The sequence below is a fragment of the Halovulum sp. GXIMD14794 genome (assembly GCF_054457455.1).
Map to the genome: position 1 here is coordinate 1 of NZ_JBTLNF010000009.1, position 20440 is coordinate 20440.

A 20440-nucleotide genomic window follows, 5' to 3' on the forward strand; every position below is an offset into this window, starting at 1 on the left:
CGCTCCGCGCAGTTCGCCACCGCCGTAGACGCCCAACTCGCCCCAACCGAGATTGTCGACCATCATGATGACAACATTGGGTCGTTCGGCCGTCTCTGCGAGCGTCGAGGTTCCGGAAAAGACAACGGCAGCTAACGGGAGCAGGAGCGCACTGAACGGATTTCGCATCGGGTTTCCCTCGTCTCGGTTTCACGGTTCGAGGAGGACGTACAGTCCTCGCGTTATCGCCAGGCCCATTGGTAGGACAACCGTCCTAATCTTGGCTGAGCAGGTAGGTCTGTGTCAACGTTGCGTTCGGGGCGGATGCAAAGCTATCTGGTAGCAATGGACAAGAAGATCGTACATTACATACCCGGTTCGGTGGTGGACCTGCTTCAAGAACTGGTTTCTCAGCGCCCGGTTGCGAAAGGCGTCGAAGGGCTTCCGAACGGCGACAGGACCAAGCGTCGGATACTCGACGGGGCGTTGTCACTTTTCATCAATGCCCGAGCAGAAGATTTCACCATGCGCAATCTGGCGAACAGTCTGGATATGCGGGTGGGCAATCTGACCTATCACTACAGGACCAAACACGATCTCCTCGATAGTCTGGTGCGGGACCGACTTGCTGATTACGCAAACGAAATCCTGATATGTCTGCAACTGGACGAGGCCACGCCTCAGGATGCGCTCGACAGGGTCGTGATACTGCTCGTTCAGGATCTGCGCCGACCGGAGATCGCCTTCTTTCCGCAGCTTTGGGCGCTTTCCTTGCATGATGCCACCGCAGCCAGACTGATGGACAGTCTGCATGAGGCAGAGCGTCAGGTGATCTCGGGTTTGATCGGAGCCAGCAAACCTCACTGGCCGCAAACAGACTGCGATGCGCTTGCTCTTCACGTCACTGCGGCAATCGAGGGTCTCACGCTGTTCATTGGCCAGAGCAAGAAGTCCCAAGGGATCTACGCTGCGCCCGAGGATGAGATTCTTCGCGTGCTAAGAAGAGCGATGTAGTCTCGAAGCAGTCGAAAGCAGTCATCCGAGCGATTCGATCAGATGACTGGCAAGTCGGCTAAGTTGCCGCCGGTGCAGCCCGCAGCATTGGTCAACTTGGGCTCGCACCGGCCGACCGATAAAATTCGCAAAATGACCGGTTCGCAGTCGGAGCAGCCGTCCGTGGCGCGGCGCCGAATTTCAGCCCCGGGTAGCAATGTGGGTTTAGTTCAGGGCGCCTTTGGATCCATCATCGCGTGCAGTGTGGCTTTCGTATCGAAATCGAGATTTGCTAGACGCGGCGGGTACACTCGTCAGCCGTCACCTTTCCGGCAAGAGCGCCGCTCGGCCTGGCCTTGGTCTTGCAACTCATAGTGCAAGGTCCAATCGGCTCTTTGCGAAAGCGAATTCTCGTGAGCGCCTTGCCCGTCGGATGGCGTCGAACAGAAGCTCGGGTCATGGCTTATTCCCGCTTGACGCCCTCCCCGCGATTCCCTAAACACCCCCTCGCCGTGGCGGAGTAGCTCAGCCGGTTAGAGCAGCGGAATCATAATCCGCGTGTCGGGGGTTCAAGTCCCTCCTCCGCTACCATTTTTTCATTTTAATGTTGGGCTCTTAGTGTAAGCATGCGTCTTTTGACACATACTTATCTGGAATCAGCGGCCATGGGACAGATAGGCGTGATTGCGTAGTGGAGGATTTCTGGCTCATCTGAACCGTTAAGGAGTGACGGTGAGACATGTATCGGGAACACCGAAACAGCCGGCCGAAAAGGTCGTCGTGGACATCCGTCGCAAGACACGGCGCCAGTTCAGCGCGCAGGAGCAGATCCGCATCGTGCTGGAAGGTTTGTGTGGCGAAGTCAACATCGCGGAACTCTGCCGTCGCTAGGGGATTGCCACTAGCCTCTACGACACATGGTCGAAGAAGTTCCTGGACGCCGGCAAGAAGCAGCTCGCTGGCGATACGACACGTCAGGCCACAGCGCCGGAGGTGAAGGAGTTACGCTCGGGGACGGCGGCGCTCAAGGAGCCGTCGCCGACCTGATGCTAGAGAAACGATCGCTAAAAAAAACATTCTCGGGGATGGGGACGACGAAGCATGAGGCACCCAGCCTCTGAAACGCTTAAGATCATTCGAATCGTTGAGCAGTCTCACCGCCGGTTAAGCGCACACTGGAGACGTTCGGCATTCCGCGGACCATCTTCTATCGTTGGCACGACCGCTACATGTCTCCGGGCGAAGCCGGTCTCGAGGATCATTTTTCGCGGCGGGATCGAGTCTGGAACCGTATCCCGGACACCGTACGCTGCCAGATCGTGGATCTGGCCTTGGATCAACCCGAGCTGTCGCCACGTGGGTTCGCGGTCCGGTTCACGGATGCGAAGCGCTACTTCGTCTCCGAGGCCACGTTTACGGGCTCCTGAAAGCACGTGACCTCGTCACGAGCCCGGCCTCCGCGGTCATCAAGGCTGCGGATGAGTTCTACGAAAAGACGACCCGGCCGAACCAGCTCTGGCAGACCGACTTCACCTACCTGCAGGTCATCGGCTGGGGCTGGTTCTATGTATCGACGGTCCTCAACGACTACAGCTGTTGCATTGTCGCCTGCAGCTCTGCAGACGATGCGCGCCGGAGATGTCACATCGACCTTGGAGGATGCCTTGGTGGCCTCAGGATACGACAGCGCGACGGTCGCCAATCGACCGCGACCGCTCAGCGGCAACGGATCGTACTGTATCTCTGGCTATCTGGCAGCTTGGCTTGAACAGCAGGGTATGGATCACGTCCGCGGCGTCCCGAACCATCCCCAGACCCAGGGCAAGATCGAGCGTTGGCATCACACCCCGAAGAACCGCATGCTGCTCGAGAACTATTTCCTGCCCGGCGCGCTCGAGGAGGCCATCGGCGACTTCGTCGGGCACTACAGCCACCAGCTGATACCACGACAGCCTCAGGAAACTGACCTCGGCGAATGCCTACTTTGGCAGGGCAGACACCATCCTCAAAAAACCAAAGGAGATTCAACGGAACACAATCGAGAAACGGCGCCTGCTTCTTCGCCAGACAGCCGCGTACCCTAAATCACGAAAGAGCCAGGCCCTCCGCTCACCGTAAGACCACCGTCTTCCAAATCATCTGACGACGGACAATCGTGGGGTCGCGGCATCACTTCAACACTAAGCGCCTGCACCCATCGCTGGGTTGCCGCCCACCGGCTCCAGAGGTCGTGCAGTGGCTGGCCCCCTATCTGGAGCCGCTTCGCTAGCCACCCTGATAGTAGCAACCGAGCCCACATGCACAAAGACAGAAACCGGACAAACCGATGGGGCAGGCCATACCTAGCTCAGTCAAAAGCCTCTGCGACTACGAACCGCCTGAAAGCATACTGCATTGCGAGCGTTGCCAAGCCTCCAATTAGGATCAGCGCCAGCCAACTGACCACGCCAGCCAAGACCAACGTGGTCTTGAGCGTTATGAACGCGAATGCCCCAAGACCACCCGCTACCATCAAGGCAAAGAGAACGATTAGCATCTTCGCTATGAACTCGAGTAATGAACGACCGAGAAACTCGAAGTCCGCCCGACCCATCGGTATGAGTTTTGCCGGGAACAGCAAGAAGATCGTGTTCTCGACCGCGTAGATCAGAAGCGTCAGCGGAAGCGCAAACACCGCCAGTGCCAGAGCGACGGGAGCGGTGACACGATGTTCAAAGAGCAGGAGGCTGACAATCAATGTGAGCGCAACGACGAAGGACAGCAGCACCTGAACCGCGAGTTGGCCTGCACAGATGCGCCACGGCGCGATCGGCAAAGTCTTATATGTTTCCATCCGGCTCAAGTCGCCGCGAAAATCGCATATCAACGTGCGTGGAAGGATGAACCCGAAGAAGAAGAATACCATCATCAATGCACGGTCGTCCGTGATCGGTATTCCGGTCGCCGAAGAAACGGGCCCCGCGCAGGCGGCCACACCAAGGAATACGGTGATTACCTTCGATGAGTTGCGGTCGGCCTTGATGGCCTGGCGCCAGGCAATGGGCCCCAAGCCTCCGAGCATCGGCGCAGTGCGGATCGAGTGAACCTCGGTCCGATCGATAGCCCAGAACGACCCTCCCTGCTTTATCCGCTCCCAGCGGTCGCTCTTTCGGGCGTATTCGCCCAGAGAGCGCTCCGACGTGCGACCGTCCAGCATGACGACCGTCCACAACAGCGCGACATTGATTAGGACCGCGAGGGTGGCCCAAAAGGCCATATGAGAAACGTAGGTTCTTGCCAGAAACAGTTCTGTAAAAACGATGTAGGGCATCAGGAGGACGGTGCCGATCCAAGAGTGGCGCACCTCCGACAGAAGGTCGAAGACGTTGCGGTCAGGGACAGCCCAGGCGTGGATCATGGCGGCGACCGCAATTGCAAACACCGTCGCAGTCGCAGGCCATTTTATCCGCGCAAGCCGGTTACCTTCGAACGCCTGCCACGCCATGCCCGCGGCTGCGCTGTTCAATTGAACAAACAGGAGCGTCAGAAGCGTGGCTGTAAAGGCTGAAAGAGCTGAACCCGTTTGCGCTTGCGCAAAGGGTGCGATGAGTGCGGCGCTCAGCGCGGCACCGGCAGTATATGCGATGAACTTGTACAGGATCAGATCGCGACGGCTGAACGGTCCGACAAAGAGGAAATTGATCTCCGTCGGCGAAAAGTGAAACGACGGACCCGTCGTCAGCGCCACCGTAAGCAGCGTCATCCCGAGCAGTCCAAGCGGCATGAATGTGCTTATTTGATCGCGCATGGCCTGTGAATCGAGACCTGCACCGCCAAACAGGCGCACGTTCGGAACCGGCTCGCCTGTCGCGATCAGCAGCCAGATGATCCCGCCCAGCGCAAGAAAGAACAACGCGCCGCGCAGGCTCATTATCTGCATCATGCGCAAGCGAAGGCCGCCGCGCATTCGCATGGCGAGAAGGCGAAGAAGAGCAACGTCCATGACTCAGATTTCACTCATCTTTTTATCTTGTGTGATCGTGAAATAAGCAGCTTCAAGCGCCGAATTACTGTCGGATTGACCAAATTCTGCAAGGAGATCGCTCATTGTGCCAAACCGACGGCACTCACCAAGGTTCAGCACCATGACATGTGTGCACAAGGTCTCGAACAGGCTCAGGAGGTGTGAGCTTATGATGATTGCCGCACCGTCGCGCGCGCGTTCGCGTATCGCCTGCTGAATGCCGCGAATACCCTGGGGATCGAGCCCGGTCAGGGGTTCATCGAAGAGGATGACCTTCGGATCGTGCAAGAAGGCGCAAGCGATCGCCACTTTCTGACGCATGCCACGTGACAGGTTGTGAACGAGCGTGTCGCGCTTGTGCAAAAGGTCGAATGACTGAAGAAGCGCTTCAGCGCGTTCCTCGAAGCTCTCGACCTTGTAGGCGGCGGCGGTGAAGGCCAGATGTTCCCAGACCGTCAAAGTGTCGAACAGCCGTGGATCGTCGGGAATGTAACCAAGGCTCTGTTTGGCCGAAATGGGCGCCTTGACGATGTCATGGTTCGCGATGGAGAGGTGCCCCGACGTCGGTGGAACAATACCGCAAAGGGCGCGCAACGTCGTCGTCTTGCCCGCCCCATTCGGGCCGACCAGTCCAAGGATCTGGCCGGGTGCGACCCTGAAGCTGAGGTCTTTGACGGCTGCGAAACCCTTGTAGTGCTTGCTGAAGTTCGTGACTGTGATCATCGCTCTTTGCTCGACAGGCGGTGCACTGCCACATTAGAGCGGCAAGCTCGAAATGGGAATCGGGGATTCCTGTGGGGCGCGGTTTGTAGTTCTCCATATTTGGAGGTGGATCACGGGTTGGCCCCGATGACTGGATTTCCGCCGCCGGATCGCGGCCTGCGTCGCGGCAACCAAGAGCTGCCACGCCGCAGCGGCAAATGTTCGACGTCTCGCTGAACTGCGTCGTCATGCTGATCCAGAGCTTTCGTGAGACCGGGGGTGCCCGATCCGGCCCGATAGGCGCGATCGCTTGGTGCCACTGCAGGGCTAACTTAATGCCGACGTTGAGGCGCGACCGGACATCCACAGTGCCGGAACCCGGCGCCCTGGTGGCAGCGGAGCGCGGCGCCGCCACGGAGCAACTTTGTTTCCCGATGCCCTATGCGCCTCGAGTTCTCATTATGATAATCCGTTATCGCGACGGAACGCGGCCGCACCCGGGGGCAGTAGAAGCGCGATGACTGAACCAATCTTCGCCAGCCCCGGATGCGTGACCCGCCGCACTGGCTGGTGTTTTTTGATGAGACGTCGACCACAAACCAGCTGCTCCGGTTCAGGGGCCGTGCGCCTGGCGGCGACCGGCTGCTGGCTGAGGCGCCCTTTGGCCGGCAGCGCTCATATGATGGGCGCAGTCCTGTGGGCTCCGGCGACAATGGTGGGGTCCCTCCCCCGACGTTCCCGAAGTTTGTTCACCAACCTGCTGAACCGGTCCGTTTTCCGCCCACAGTTCGCACGACTGCACGAGCGCCATGGCCCTGCAGGGATCGCAGGCGCTAGTCGCCGCACTCGCTGATCCCCATCATGATCGTTCGATCCGCGCCGGAATGCGGGTGGGGGACCAAACTACTGAGCCGGCGCGCCGTCGTCGCTGTGTCGAGCATGTGCGGCAGACGCTTAGCGTGCGGAAGCGCCGCGCCTGCTCTACATTGGGACAGCACCGATTCATGCAGAGAAAGGTTCCACAGAACCGCTCCGATGAGGAGGCGCTCACAGCAGGCGTTATCGAGTCGGCTTGGCAACAGGGACGCCATGGTTGCCGGCGGATTGCAGCCCAGCTTTGGCAGTCCGGCTTGCATGTGAACCACAAGCGGGTGGCGCGGCGCGCACTTGTCCGCCATCGATCCGAGGACTATGGCGCGAGGGGCTGAAGGTGCCTCACTAGCAGAAGAAGAATGGACGGCTCTGGCGGACCGGTGGATCCTGTGTACGGCTCCGGCACGAACGCCTGAACCTCGTCTGGAGCTACGGTTTCGTTCAGGACCGGAGCGGCGGTAGCCGAGCTTATCGGGCCCTTAATGTAGTCGATGAGTACACGCGGGAGGCGCTGATGATCCGTATCGAGAGGAAGCTCAATTCAACTGACGTCCTCGACGCCCTGACGGCCCTTTTGATCCAATGCGGCCCGCCCCGGTTAATTCGGCCGGACAACGGCCCTGAGTTCATTGCCCCGAAGGTTCGCGACGATCGGCGCCAAGTGCGCTCATATCGAACCTGGCTCTCAGTAGGAGAACGGCTATTGCGTGTCATTGTACGCCAGGTACCGGGACGAGTTGTGGCGCGACGAGGTGTTCTACTCGCTGAGAGAGGCACAGTTCCTGATCGAGCGATGGCGGAAACACTACAACACCAAATCTCACAGCTCACTTGCCTACAGGTCGCCCGTACCAGAGGCGGTCATATTGATGGATTGGAGACCAACCACGCATTAGCGTTCAGCCTGGACCACACAACGGGATCAGCCCACATTGTAATCTACAGCCTTCAGCGCTTTTATATTAGGCGTTAGGAACTTTACCATCCAGTTGAGTTTCGCCATGGTGCCTCTGTGACTCGAAAGGAACGTATCGCCGAGTTCAGAGTGGGAAAGACTACTCAAATTGGCTGTTAATCCTGTCACAGATCAGACGGGGGAAGTTGCAGCGTAGATGACGAGATCAGAAACGGTCATAGTAGCCGGTATTATGGGCTGGTATCCCTACGGCGGCATCGCTTGGCAGTATCTCCACTATATGGAGGGTTTGCGGCGATTGGGTTTCGATGTCGTCTATTTCGAGGACACGGGTTATTGGGCGCCAGATAATGCTGTCAGTTTCATCACTGATATTATGCGACGGTACGGCTTCGATGGAAAATGGTTCTACCGTTCGGTCAGCGCTGAAGAGCCTTATGGCATGGATGATGATACGTTCGCGCGGGTGCTGTCTCAGGCTGCTGCGGTGTTCAACGTCACCGCGTCTACGGTCCTCAAGGACGAGTTTAAAAAGGTGCCGCTTCGCGCGCATATCGAAACCGACCCGGTAGAGTTCCAACTGAAATATAACCTCTACAAGTTGGGAAAAGCGTCCGCTGAGGATGAGCGCTTTACCGAATATCTTGAGAATATCGACAACCACACTCACCATTTTACATTCGGTGAGAATTTCGGTGCCTCGGATTGTCCGGTTCCGATAGAGGATTATAGCTATATTCCGACAAGGCAACCTGTCGTTACCGACTGGTGGGCAGGGCGAGATAGAGCGTCGGCAGCGGTGCAACCCAAGCGCTACACGACAATCGCGAACTGGGATCAGGAAGGCGAAAAGGATGTGGAATGGGATGGCAGGCCACAACGATGGAGCAAGAGTGCAGAGTTTCGTCGGTTCATCGATCTGCCCAAGCGCGCATCTGGCCGGTTCGAACTGGCACTCGCCAATCTATCGGGGAAGAACGCGAAGATCACAGCAGAAGAGATCGGCGCTCTGACCGAGGCAGGCTGGCACCTCGAGGACGCGGTTCGCATCTCGGACGATGCGGATACCTATCGGGACTACATCACCGGTTCGAGCTGTGAATTTACCGTCGCCAAAAGCCAGTACCACATTTTGCGTAGCGGCTGGTTCAGCGATCGGAGCGCCTGCTACCTTGCTGCCGGGGCTCCTGTGATTACGCAGGATACCGGGTTCGGGAACATCCTGCCCACCGGACTGGGTCTCTACCCCTTCACAACTATGGAAGATGCGGTTGCGGCGACTGAGGCGATCGAAGCGGATTATGCGGCGAACTCCGATGCCGCGTTGCAGATCGGTAGAGAGTATTTTGAGGCAGAGAAGGTCGTTGGTGCCATGACAAGCGCCATGGGCCTGACCTGAGGAGCCCCAAGACCTATCTTCCGACGTCCGAGTCCTCCCGCAACAATTCCTCGATATCCGTACCGCGCCCAACAGGCAGACGCGCGATGCGATATTGGTCGGCGATAGGCAGGTCGTTGATGCCGCCACCGTAGAGAAAGGCGGTTGTGTAGCCGACTTCGCTCAGGAAATCGGCCGTCAGACTGGGGTTGTCGGCATTGCCATAAGGGTAGGCGAGAGAGTCGACAGGTGTGCCCAATCGGTCTTCAAGTACCTGGCGTGAGGCTTTCAGCTCATAGGCGAGATCCGCATCCCCGATCTCGGACAACTGCGGATGCGTTACGGTATGGCCCTGCACCGCGACGCCGTTGGCATTCAGTTCAGCCAATTCGCTCCATCCACACATTGCTTCGGTCGGCTCGACATTGAAGTCAAAGCTGTTGGTCCCACCCACGTAGGCCGTCGGAACAAAGACGACTGCAGGATAGCCCTTGTCTCGCAGCGCAGGTAGCGCCTCGGTCAACGTAGAGAGGTAGCCGTCGTCAAAGGTGATGAGCAATGCGCGTTCCGGAATGAGGGATGGGTTCGCAAACGACCGGCGAAGCAGGTCCAGGTCAATGACGTCCCACCCGGACCTCTCGATGACGTCGAGCATCCTGGTGAATTCGGTCGTCGGTACGTAGTTCCAGGTTTCCCAGACCGGATCCGAGGGTTCGCCGATCTTGTGCAGACCGAGGACGGCGAGGCGGCGGCTCATAATGGGTGGCCTCGAGATTCGCTCGATTGCCGGTGAAGCGGCACCCGTCGAGTGGTCCTGATGCTTTCCTGTTGCATCAGAGCGCGCTGTTCATGACAGTTTCCGCAATGCGCTTTGCGTCGAATTCTTCCACCGCCAAGGCCCTCGCCGCCTCGCATTGTCGCGCATAGTCGCTCTCGACGATCTCGAAGGCTTCGCGTGCCGACTCGTGCGTGGAAAAGCGGTGCATGCCCTCGCCGTTGCGCAAGATCGTGCTGGGCCCGGTATCCTGAACGACAACGGGCTTGGCACTCGCAAGATAGCAGAGTGTCCGGTCGCTGACCCATGCATTGGCGAAGTACATGCAGGACGGTTTGGCGCAACTGAACTCGCCGCGTGATCCGGCGATGTAGGACATGTAATCCGTTGGAGTTGACGAGACCTCAGAGGCCAACCTGATGCGCCAACCGCGCTTGAGCATGAACCTAAGATCATCAAGGTCATAGCCGTAATCGCGTAAAGCCTCCGCGGACGAGGGGGCGTCGTCCGAGTCGTAGGTTGCCGTAGCTTTGTCGAGGTCGCCGGCTTCTACATCCAAGGCAAGTTCCAGCGTAACCGGAAGTTCCTGTGCCAATATGGAGTACTCGATAAACGTCGCGCGCTTGTTGTTGTCGAGCATGGTCCCTTGGCCATCCGTCAGCCAATGGTGCCCGTACCAACCAGAAACGGTTGTGTATCTTTGGGCATCAGGAGAAAGCGCCGGTTGCCAGGTTTCGGTATCAACGACGGGCCGGGTGCGCTTCCATTCAACGCCGCAATCGGGGAAACGGGCGTCGGGCCGTCCTACGGTTTCTCCGGTTGAGAAATAGATGTCATGCGGCGAGAGTTCGACCTGGCGGTTGCCGACCCAGAACTGAAGGAGGCCAGGGTCTATATCGACCAACGCGGTTTTCCGAAATCGCGCGAGGATACTTGCCGGGAGCATGTAGTTGAAATTCAGCAGTAGATCGATCTGACCAAGGTACTGGTCGAGCGCGACATCAGACATTACCGGAATTGATCGCAACCGGTCTACGTCCGGATCATGTTGCACCAGGAGTGCCCGGCCCTCCAGTCCGATCCGTGCAAGGCGGGTCTCGTGCACTTTCATCGTTTCGGGCGTGATATCCGCCAATGCAGGCACGTGCTCGAGCCAATAAACGTCACAGCCGGCGCGGCGCAGGCCGAGCGCCCAATTGGCGTAGACCCACCAGTGCCCCCCTCCCGTCGGGTACGTCGCCACATTGGTGACGGAGATCATCACACGCGCCATAGGTCTCCATCCTCAACTTCTCGCCCCGATAACTCTACGTGTCCGGAGGATTCGAGCAAACCCATAGCGTGCGCTGTTTTTGATGAGTAATCGAATGAAGCGGCTAGTGCGGTAACCGTATTTGCTGGTTTCGCGTGGAGCGCGAAGTCTATTCCGTCCCGAAGCTGCTCTACTTTAATTCGCCTGACAAACGGCAGCTGTTTTATTATTGTGTAAACATGATCTTGGCACCGTCTGATCCGCTCGGGGACGAAAACCCGTCTGCCGCAATTTGTGTCGTGGGCTCAGGCCCTGCGGGCCTCGCCGTTGCAGCAGCTTGCCGCGAAGCTGGGCTTGACGTGCTCATGATCGAAGCTGGCTCGGACGGTCCTCGCCGATCCGACCCGTGTGTGGAGGTATCACCAAGCGGGCTCCCTTACGGAGACGTATCGGAAATGCGCGCAATCCGACTGGGCGGGTCGGCGTGGCTTTGGGCCGAAGGATTTGGCGCATGGGCCCGCGGGCATGTTCAGTTGCGCCCTTTGAACCCTTGGGATTTCTGCTCCGGAGACGGGTCTGGCGACAATGACTGGCCAATAAGCTTTGCTGACATCGCCCCGGCTACCCATCAAATACTGTCTTCGGTCGGCCTCGCAGACCACGGGTATGCGCTTGCGGGGCAGGGGGCAGACATGCTCGAAGCGATCGCGCCCCCTCACGAAGATTGGTCCATTTTACCACTACCAGGCTTTACACCGGTGCATTTCTTGTACCTTCACAAGGATGCATACATGGAGCGTGTGCTGGGGCGCTTGAGCGCCGATCCCGGCTTGCGGATTGCCGTAGATACCGTCGTGTGTGGTCTTAGATTGAGTGATGCCGGCGATCGTGTCGCCAGGGTGCTTTGTCACAGTAAAGCTTTGGGCCATTTTTCTTTGGCTGTCGGTGACGTTGTACTCGCGACAGGTGGTATCGAGAACGCCCGCCTACTCCTTGAACTCGAACACTCATTGCCGGGGAAGTTGCACAAATGCATTCCCGGAGAGCGCTTCATGGACCATCCCCAGGGCATCTGTGGTCTGCTGGTTCCTCAAGTGCCGTATGCGCCAGGAATGCAGCGCTGCTTGGCACTCGAAGCCGACAGGGCCGGCCAGATGGTACGCTGGATGTTCGAGTTGGAAGCGGCTACGGCGCAAGCGAAAGGCTTGCCGGGGATCGGCTTTAATCTGTGGCCAACTGAACCCGAATGGCTTCCGGATGAGCTGTCAAATATCGCGTGCGCGCTCAGTGGTGATGGTTCTCCGGCGAAACCTAACGAAAGCCGCTCGGCCTTAACTGCCATTTCATTTATGTCAGAGCAAATGCCCAACCCGTCGAGTGCGGTCACGCTCGGTAATGAAACTGATAAGCTGGGACGACGGTGCGCGAAGATCGATTGGCGGCTGGAGGCGACTGACCTTCAAGCGGTCCTTGGGGGTATTCAACTTTTTCGCGATGCGATGAAGAAGACCGGTCAGGGCAAGGTCTACCTTCCTGGCTTCACCGAGAATCCCGAGAAAGAGTTCCTTGCGATGCACTGGTCAGGTTCGGCGGTGCCGCTCGCAGGCTCGCATCATCATATGGGCACTACGCGGATGCATCACGATCCTTCACGCGGTGTTGTTGACGCAAATTGCCGTCATCACCAGCTGTCAAACCTATACGTGGCTGGCTCATCGGTCTTCACGACTGGAAGTTACATAAACCCTACACTTACAATAATGGCGCTGGGTCGTCGCCTTGGCCAGTATCTGGCTGGTTCGCGCCAGTTTTCAAGTGGAGGCGTGTAGGTGTCGTCGATTTACAAATGTTCGCCAGAACCGTTTTATTTAAGGTTGGAGTTTTTCAATGATTTAGGATCAATTAATATTATTATTGGCGTGTGATTTTGGTTGGGTTCGGTTTGGAGGTGGGCCTTTTTCATAAGATAATCCGTATTTTTCCATACGTTTGGGTTGAGCGCCGATCCTTGCTCATTATCCTAATGGTCTCGGTAGCGGCGAGTGCTCTTACAGTGTTGGCGCCGTGGCCGCTGAAGTTGTTGGTGGATGTCGCATTGGCCGATGCCAGGCCCGGGAGTGTTTTGGAGCGGCTCGGAATCGGTGATATATCCAGCCGCAGCATTGTCTTGCTCTGCGGCATCGCAACAGTGCTCATCATGGTTTCGGTCACACTTGCAGGTAATGCGCTGCAATGGTTATGGGCGGCCGCCGGGCATCGAATGCTTTATGCGCTTGCAGGGGACATGTTCTCTCAGGTCCAACGTTTGTCGTTGGTTGATCACGCAAAGCGAAACACTGGCGATCTTCTCAGTCGTATCACTGGAGACAGCTGGTGCGTTTATAGTCTTTCCGCAAAGCTGCTTGTGACACCTGGTCAGCAAATCTTGACCCTAGTCGGGGTCGCCGCTGCCGCAACGGCTATCAGCCCGAGCCTCACAGCTCTGATGTTCCTCACAGCACCTGCTGTTGTCTGGTCAATCTTTCATTTCGGACGCCCGATACGCAGTCGGGCCCATGGCACGCGCGGGGCGGATGCAGCAATCACAAGTTTCGCTCAACAAACAATAGTCAGTATCCCGCTAGTTCAGGTGTTTGGACTTGCGGACCGAAATGCTCGAACGCTCGCTGAACTAGGCAACTCTGTCGTCGGCGCGGGGCAGCGTATGGTTATGGCAGTCGATGGCTACGCGCTGATAAACGCTGTAGCGCTGTCGTCAGGATCGGCGCTCATTCTCTTTTTCGGCGCAATCCAGGTCTCGAACGGAGATCTCACGATTGGCAGCCTGTTGGTGCTGATGGCCTACCTGAACAGCCTCACGATAGCCGTTCGGTCCCTACTGGGGAATTACGGTCAAGTTCGCGCCATCGAGGCGAGCCTGGATCGGGCGATCGAAGTAATAGACATGGAGCCGAGGGTCCGAGAGAAGCGCGGTGCGCCGGCGCTCGTATTGCGCAACCGACACGGCGCCAAGGTCGAGTTCGACAAGGTTTCCTTCGCTTACGACGCGGATCGGCCCGCGCTTCGCGATATCGATCTTACGATTGGTGTGGGAGAAACCTTGGCTCTCGCGGGGCCTACGGGTGCAGGAAAGTCGACACTTGCCGGCCTCATCCCGAGGTTCTTCGACCCGCAGGCCGGCGAGGTTCGGATCGACGGTCAGCCTGCTGCGGAAGTCTCGTTGAGTAGCCTTCGTGCTCAAGTTTCGATTGTCTTGCAGGAGCCGTTCCTGCTGCCCCTGTCGATCGCAGAAAACATCGCCTTCGGACGGCCGGATGCATCATTCGAGGATGTCGTCGCCGCGGCGAAGTCCGCCAATGCCGATGAGTTCATCCGACGCTTGCCTGACGGCTATGAAACCGTTCTCGGCGAGCGGGGCGCGCAGTTGTCCGGGGGTCAGCGTCAGCGCATTTCGCTCGCTCGCGCCATTACCCGAGATGCACCTATCCTGATCCTGGACGAGCCGACATCGGCCATCGACCCCGAAACCGAGGAGATGATCCTCGGCGCCTTGTCGCGCCTGCGAGAGGGGCGGACGACACTGGTCATCGCCCATCGTTTGTCGACGATCGAAACTGCTGACCGCGTTGGTTTTCTGGAAGGTGGACGTCTTGTGGAACTTGGGACGCACGCGGAGCTCTTGAGCCGGAAAGGGCGCTTTGCCCAGTTCGCCGGGTATCAACTACGCGATCCGGTTTCGAGGCCGCCGCGGTGACGGTGCTGGGCCTCACGCTCCGCGCCGCCCTCCGCCACCGAACCCCGTTGGTGCTTACCGTCGCGATCGTGGGGGTTCAGATCCTCATAGCACTCGCGGTGCCTTGGCCGCTGAAACTCGTAGTGGACAATGTGTTGGGAAATGAGCCGCTTCCCGGTGCGCTGTCGGTTATCGCCCCAATCGTCGGCCCCGGGCATGTCGCGCTGGCTCTCGGGTTTCTTTGCATCGCCTTCGTTGTTCTGCACAGCTTGAGACAGTTAAGCCAGTTTGCGCGAAACTACGTGATGGCGCGGGTCGAGGGGCTTTTGCGCATGGACATGGCGGCGGAGCTGTTAAGGCATCTTCAGAACATAAGTGTCATGTTTTTTGCGAAGGAGCGTGTGGGTGATCTGACGCAGCGGCTGACCGAAGACAGCCGTTTTGCGGCAGATCTGATCAGCCTTGTCTTTCTGCCTGCGTTGACGTCGCTGGGTACTCTGATCGCGATGCTGGTTGTTTTGTCGGCGCTGTCTCCGACTCTTGCCTTGGTTGCGCTGTGCACGGCCGCACCGGTTCCGTTCGTCGTCCTTTACTTCAGAAAACAGATCAGCGACCGCTCGTTCGAGCAGCAGGAAAGCTTCGGCGATGTCATGGCCGAGGCAGAGCGGTCGATCACGTCGATCCAGGTCGTGCAAGCTTTCAACCGGGAAGACGATGGGAACCGTCGGTTCCGCTCGCAGACCGAGCGGGCCGTGAAGGCGGTCCTTCGTGCAACATCCGTTCAGCTTTCCTTTGATTTCGCCTTGGGTGCGATCAACGCGCTAGGTACTGCGGCCGGATTGGTCGTTGGCGGGCTTCTTGTGCTGGAGGGGCAGGCCACTGTCGGAACGCTACTGATCGCGCTGAGCTATCTGCAGGCGGTCATGGGGCCGGTCGGTGAACTGGCTGCGGTCGCTGCCGCATATGGTACCGCCGTGGGCAAGGGCCGTCGCGTCGTCGATATCCTCGACAGAGAGGTCGACGTGCAGGATCGTCCGAACGCAGTGCCGCTTGCGGCGACGCTGCCCGGCACCGGCCACTCATTCCGGTTCGACAATGTCCACTTCTCATACTCCGATGGATCGCCTGTCATTGAAGGGGCCAGTTTCCAGATCGCCGCAGGCGAGACCGTCGCTCTTGTCGGGCCGACTGGCGCCGGCAAGTCGACCCTGGCTGCCCTTCTTATGCGGCTGGCGGACCCCACGTGCGGCAGGATCCTGATCGACGGCACAGACTTGCGGGACGTGGCTTTACGATCGCTCCGTGAGGCGTTTTCGGTTGTGTTGCAGGACAGCTTCCTTCTTCCGATCTCTGTCGCTGACAATATCCGGCTTTCAAAACCAGATGCGACACCACAACAGGTCGAGCAGGCGGCGAGGATGGCACAGGCTCATGATTTCATCAGCGATCTGCCGGATGGATACGAAACCGTCATAGGCGAGCAGGGAGCGACCCTGTCCGGCGGACAGAAACAGCGGATATCATTTGCCAGAGCGATGTTGCGGCAAGCGCCGGTTCTCATCCTCGATGAACCGAGCTCTGCTCTCGATGTGGAGACCGAGGCCGCCATGTTCGATGCGCTGGCCGAGCACTGCAAAGGCCGGACCGTGGTGCTGATCGCGCACCGGCCGGCGACGTTGCGTGTCGCAGACCGGATTCTGCAACTGAAAGACGGCCGGATATCGGAACTCGCCCAGCGCGACGGGCCGCCTGCGGAGAGCCCGGGAGGTGCGGCGCGAAACCCTTGAGATATTTCACCAGGAGGTGCCGTAGCAAATTTTGGGCTGCCGATCCGAAGTCGGTTTTCGACTTCGCCTGCTGTAAAGTGCTCTCCACACGGCAAAGTACGTAGATGGGCGCAGGTCACGGGACGGCGAAGGTGAACTATGGCTAGGATCGTAGTGTGCGGATACATCATTCGTCACCCGCTGGCGGGGAATATGCACGCCTTCCTGAGCTACGTTGCAGGACTGTCCCGACTTGGCCACGAGGTCACCTATATCGAGGAAAGCGGGTGGGACGCATCGTGCTTCGATCCCAACAGCCAATGCCATACTGACGACCCGACGGCCGGAATCGCAGCCTTTCGCACCATGTTGTCGGCCTATTGTCTCGACACGGTACCTTTCGCCTTTGTTGATAGGAAGACGTATGAAGTTCATGGCAATCTGAGCGCCACGCTGAAGGCGACGTTCACGCAAGCTGATCTGGTCATCAACGTTGGTGGCGTATGCTGGCTGGAGGAGTTCGAGCACGCGCCGCGGCGCGCTCTGATCGACATGGATCCACTGTTCACACAGTTGGGCAGGTTCGCACAAACCGACCTTTCTCGATATGACGCCTTGTTCACATACGGTCAGAACATCAACGGTGAAGATTGCCTGGTTCCTACGCTCGAGAGGCGTTGGGTTCCTGTTCTGCCTCCGGTCGTGACTGATATCTGGGACAATGCCGAGGGCGCAGAAGACTTGGACCTCTCCAACCCGAGGTTCACTACCGTCGCCAATTGGAGTGCCTATGGCGATATCGTTTTCCGGGACGAGGTATTCGGACAGAAGAACTTGGAATTCGAGAAGATCATCGACCTGCCAGAGCTCTCGGATGCAGCGTTCGAGTTGGCAACAGAGAATATGGGCGAGGATGTTCGGCATCGCTTCATCCAGAGCGGATGGCGGATCATTCGGGGTCGAGACGTTACTCTGAGTGCGACGGCCTATGCGGAGTACCTGCGTGAATCAACCGGCGAGTTCAGCGTGGCGAAGAACGCTTATGTCAAAAGCCGCTCCGGTTGGATTTCGGATCGCACCGTGTGCTACCTCGCCACCGGCAGACCTGCGATTGTCCAGGATACCGGGGCCGGCGGGCGCGTTGAGGCCGGGGAGGGGTTTCTGACATTCAACGCGGTCGGGGACGCTGTCGAATGCGTCGCCGACGTTCTGGCCGATTACGATTTGCACCGGCGAAGAGCGCGGGAAATTGCCCGAGAGATCTTCGACTATTCGAAAGTACTGCCGGGCCTCGTGGAAGCCGCGCTCGCCTGACATAGATGCAGGCTTTTCGCACGGACGGTCTCCGGCTCGGCAAGCGAAGCTTTTAGTCAATCGGATGCTGGACGGAATAATGGCGTTGCCGTAGGCTTTTATAGAGCGTTTAGAGCGTTCTCATAGATGCGTGATCGAGCGTTGTCGGTGTTGGCGGGGGAGTATAATCCGGTGCCGAATGATCCTTCGGTAAATATCGCGATACCGACATTCAATCGGGCAGACCTGCTTCGATTAAGTTTGCACAGTGCGCTGTCACAGGATTATTCAAACTTTCGGATCACGATTATCGACAACGCATCTTCGGACACGACAGACGCCGTCGTTAGATCGTTTCCTGGTGAACGTGTCACCCACATCCGCAACAACGAGAACATTGGGCAGTTTCGCAATTGGAACAAGGCACTCTCGCTTAACGACTCCGACTTCGTCATGATCTTGCAGGACGACGACATCATTCACGAGAGCTTTGTTTCGAAGTCGGTAAGAGCGCTTGTGGATCGGCCAGAGGCTGCGTTCTCCTTTTCGGATGCGAGTGAGATAGATATCGCCGGCGACGTCATCGCGAACCAGAGGAATTGTGACCGGATCCCGCCTGGGCTGCTGCAAGGAGATGACTACCTCGAGAGCATCGTTTCGGGTGAGAATTTGGTTGTGCACATGTCCAGTGTGATGTTGCGACGATCGGCCCTTGAAGCAATCGGCGTTTTCGATACGCCTCATTCCAGGACCTCGATCGATTTCAATCTGTTCTTCCGTCTCGCATCGAAGTTCGATCTGACATTCGTGGCTGAAAACCTGGTCCAGATACGCCGGCATGAGGGCGCCTATCACCGGCGTGCCGAAGTGGACACGCGGCCTCTGGCAATGTTGGGCGAGCGTCTTGATGCAGGTGCGTATCTCTTGAAGTCGAACAAGGCCAATGACCGTCGGTTTCGCGACTGGCTATGCGAAAGACTAGTTCACCTGAACCTGCGCCGCAGCGAAATGATGTCCCAGATGCTGCCTGATCTAAACTTGGCTGAAGAAGAAAAGCGGCTGATTGCCGAGGCCGAAATCAGGGCGCTCGACCCGTTGGATGGTCCAGCTATCATCGTCGATGACGGCGCATTCGGATCATTGAGCCTGGCGGGGCGGCGCGCTCTGCCCTTTCTAGAGAAGGACGGTTCCTTTTGGGGGCCGCCTGACACTGATGAAGTTGCCATTCGTGAGCTTGAACGCATGCGAGAGGGCGGGGCGCGATTCATGATCTTCGTCTGGCCGGCATTCTGGTGGTACGACTTCTACCGCGGTTTGCGTGACCATCTGTTTGAGCGCTATCGCTGCCTGACGAACAACAGTCGACTCATTGTTTTCGATTTGGGGGGATGAAGAGCCCCGGGACGCCTCTGCTGAGCATCGGTTTGCCCGTCTTCAATGGCGAGAATTTTCTCGCACAAGCCATCGAGTCCCTCCTGTCCCAAGACTTCCAGCAGTTCGAGCTAATTATATGCGACAACGCCTCGACCGACCGAACCGAGGCCATTTCCCGGGCATTCGCTGAGCGCGACGCCCGTGTTCGATACTCTCGCAATTCCGAGAACCTGGGTGCGGCGGGGAACTGGAACAGGGTCTTCGAGCTGTCGTCCGGGCATTTCTTCAAGTGGGCTGCGCATGACGACATGCATGAGCACCGCTTTCTCTCCAGTTGCCTCGCGTTGCTTGAAGCCGAACCGGATGCCGTTCTTGCCTACACCCGTGCGATCTCGATCGATGCTGACGCACACCGCTTGCGGGAATGGTCATCGCATCCCGACATTTGTTCTTCAGACCTTTCGGTGCGATACGCGCGATGGTTGGCTGTGCCGACGGATCCTCTGCCGTTGCCCATCTTTGGCGTCATGCGTGCCGATGTACTGCGCCGCACTCGGGGCTTCGCCTCTTACCCCGATGCCGATGTCGCTTTGCTGACTGAGATGAGCCTGCACGGCCCGTTTGCGGAGGTGCCAGAACCACTGTTTCTGCAACGGGAGCACGGCGGGCGCGCGGGTCCAAAACTGGCAGGGGACCCCTATTCGGCCGTGAACTTCTGGGATGCGCGGACGGTGCGCCCCTTGGGACTACCGCACTGGAGTCTTTTGGCTGGCCAGGTTTCGGCAATCTTCAGAGCGCCCCTGGCCCCCTCGCAACGGCTGGCCTGTCTTAGAATACTTGCAGGCTGGATTGGGCGGAAACGCCGTCTTCTCTCCAAAGACATGATGATTTCGTTGGGTCACATGCCGGCGGTCGGGCCGCCGGTGCGACGCTTGATGGAAAACATGCGCCTCAAGGCATGGCGCCGTCAGATCGACGAAACCCTGCGAGAGCTCGATGCGACGATCCCGCCAGACGCCGAGTATCTGTTTGCGGATGACTCCGCGTTCGGAAGTGAGATGAAAGAAGGTCGCAGGATGCGATCGTTCGTGGAGGATCCGGATGGGCATTCCGTTTCCCCAGAAAGTGACGACGCTGCAATTTACGAACTTGAGCGATCGCGCGAGGCGGGGATCACTTTCCTGGCGATTGCCTGGCCGTGCTTCTGGTGGATGGGCTACTACAAGGAATTTGCCGACTATCTCGACAGTACCTATCCGCGCGTTTTGGAATCCGAGCAGCTCATCGTTTTCAGGCTGAGGGACGAGGCTGGTTCCGCCGATGGCCAAGGCGAGGTGGGTGAGAACGCCTAGTCTACCGAACTACAGGGCGCTGGACATGGGGGCCTCGGTTCGGGGCAGCGG

General features: G+C 58.2%; 13 protein-coding genes, 1 tRNA gene and 4 pseudogenes. 14 read left to right on the top strand and 4 right to left on the bottom strand.

Going from position 1 to position 20440, the window contains the following annotated elements; all coding sequences use genetic code 11:
* The first annotated feature begins 324 nt into the window (after nucleotides 1–324).
* From ACW9UR_RS20745 to ACW9UR_RS20755, 3 genes and pseudogenes are all read left to right on the top strand, one after another.
* The gene (locus ACW9UR_RS20745) at nucleotides 325–993 is read left to right on the top strand and encodes a TetR/AcrR family transcriptional regulator (protein WP_458918981.1); all 669 of its coding nucleotides are present in this window, start codon (nucleotides 325–327) and stop codon (nucleotides 991–993) included.
* A gap of 493 nt (nucleotides 994–1486) precedes the next feature.
* Nucleotides 1487–1563: transfer RNA gene (locus ACW9UR_RS20750), tRNA-Met, on the top strand.
* 141 nt (nucleotides 1564–1704) lie between these two features.
* Nucleotides 1705–3090, top strand: a pseudogene (locus ACW9UR_RS20755) (DDE-type integrase/transposase/recombinase).
* Nucleotides 3091–3319: 229 nt separating this feature from the next.
* Here the strand turns inward: ACW9UR_RS20755 and ACW9UR_RS20760 are convergent.
* Nucleotides 3320–4954 (bottom strand): putative ABC exporter domain-containing protein, encoded by a 1635-nt coding sequence (locus ACW9UR_RS20760; RefSeq protein WP_458918982.1) that lies wholly within the window; start codon nucleotides 4952–4954, stop codon nucleotides 3320–3322.
* A 3-nt stretch (nucleotides 4955–4957) separates the two neighbouring features.
* The gene (locus ACW9UR_RS20765) at nucleotides 4958–5698 is read right to left on the bottom strand and encodes an ABC transporter ATP-binding protein (protein ID WP_458918983.1); all 741 of its coding nucleotides are present in this window, start codon (nucleotides 5696–5698) and stop codon (nucleotides 4958–4960) included.
* 983 nt (nucleotides 5699–6681) lie between these two features.
* Between ACW9UR_RS20765 and ACW9UR_RS20770 the strand changes: the two genes are divergently transcribed.
* The 4 genes and pseudogenes from ACW9UR_RS20770 (at nucleotide 6682) to ACW9UR_RS20785 (ending at nucleotide 8865) form a co-directional block, all read left to right on the top strand.
* The gene (locus ACW9UR_RS20770) at nucleotides 6682–6885 is read left to right on the top strand and encodes an IS3 family transposase (RefSeq protein ID WP_458918984.1); all 204 of its coding nucleotides are present in this window, start codon (nucleotides 6682–6684) and stop codon (nucleotides 6883–6885) included.
* A gap of 77 nt (nucleotides 6886–6962) precedes the next feature.
* Nucleotides 6963–7181, top strand: a pseudogene (locus ACW9UR_RS20775) (DDE-type integrase/transposase/recombinase); the annotation flags it as partial.
* A gap of 73 nt (nucleotides 7182–7254) precedes the next feature.
* Nucleotides 7255–7446, top strand: a pseudogene (locus ACW9UR_RS20780) (integrase core domain-containing protein); the annotation flags it as partial.
* Between the two features lie 216 nt (nucleotides 7447–7662).
* On the top strand, nucleotides 7663–8865 hold the full coding sequence (locus ACW9UR_RS20785; RefSeq protein WP_458918985.1) for a hypothetical protein: 1203 nt from the start codon (nucleotides 7663–7665) through the stop codon (nucleotides 8863–8865).
* A gap of 13 nt (nucleotides 8866–8878) precedes the next feature.
* Here ACW9UR_RS20785 and ACW9UR_RS20790 read toward each other — a convergent pair whose 3' ends face one another.
* Nucleotides 8879–9601 carry a polysaccharide deacetylase family protein gene (locus tag ACW9UR_RS20790; protein ID WP_458918986.1) on the bottom strand — a complete coding sequence of 241 codons (723 nt, stop codon included), beginning with the start codon at nucleotides 9599–9601 and terminating at the stop codon, nucleotides 8879–8881.
* A gap of 76 nt (nucleotides 9602–9677) precedes the next feature.
* Nucleotides 9678–10892: a hypothetical protein gene (locus ACW9UR_RS20795; protein WP_458918987.1), complete on the bottom strand. Its 1215-nt coding sequence runs from the start codon at nucleotides 10890–10892 to the stop codon at nucleotides 9678–9680.
* Nucleotides 10893–11110: 218 nt separating this feature from the next.
* Here ACW9UR_RS20795 and ACW9UR_RS20800 point away from each other — a divergent pair.
* The 7 genes and pseudogenes from ACW9UR_RS20800 to ACW9UR_RS20830 all read left to right on the top strand — a co-directional run.
* Nucleotides 11111–11242, top strand: a pseudogene (locus ACW9UR_RS20800) (NAD(P)-binding protein); the annotation flags it as partial.
* Nucleotides 11243–11563: 321 nt separating this feature from the next.
* Nucleotides 11564–12700 carry a GMC oxidoreductase gene (locus tag ACW9UR_RS20805; protein WP_458919290.1) on the top strand — a complete coding sequence of 379 codons (1137 nt, stop codon included), beginning with the start codon at nucleotides 11564–11566 and terminating at the stop codon, nucleotides 12698–12700.
* Between the two features lie 119 nt (nucleotides 12701–12819).
* The gene (locus ACW9UR_RS20810) at nucleotides 12820–14625 is read left to right on the top strand and encodes an ABC transporter ATP-binding protein (protein ID WP_458919291.1); all 1806 of its coding nucleotides are present in this window, start codon (nucleotides 12820–12822) and stop codon (nucleotides 14623–14625) included.
* Complete coding sequence (locus ACW9UR_RS20815; RefSeq protein WP_458918988.1) at nucleotides 14622–16391, top strand: ABC transporter ATP-binding protein; 1770 nt, start codon at nucleotides 14622–14624, stop codon at nucleotides 16389–16391. The genes ACW9UR_RS20810 and ACW9UR_RS20815 overlap by 4 nt, the downstream gene beginning before the upstream one ends.
* 138 nt (nucleotides 16392–16529) lie before the next feature.
* Nucleotides 16530–17684, top strand: coding sequence for a hypothetical protein (locus ACW9UR_RS20820; protein ID WP_458918989.1), 1155 nt, complete (start codon nucleotides 16530–16532; stop codon nucleotides 17682–17684).
* Nucleotides 17685–17810: 126 nt separating this feature from the next.
* Nucleotides 17811–19055, top strand: a complete 1245-nt coding sequence (locus ACW9UR_RS20825) for a glycosyltransferase family 2 protein (protein WP_458918990.1) — start codon at nucleotides 17811–17813, stop codon at nucleotides 19053–19055.
* Nucleotides 19052–20389, top strand: coding sequence for a glycosyltransferase family 2 protein (locus tag ACW9UR_RS20830; protein WP_458918991.1), 1338 nt, complete (start codon nucleotides 19052–19054; stop codon nucleotides 20387–20389). The genes ACW9UR_RS20825 and ACW9UR_RS20830 overlap by 4 nt, the downstream gene beginning before the upstream one ends.
* The last annotated feature ends 51 nt before the right edge of the window (nucleotides 20390–20440 follow it).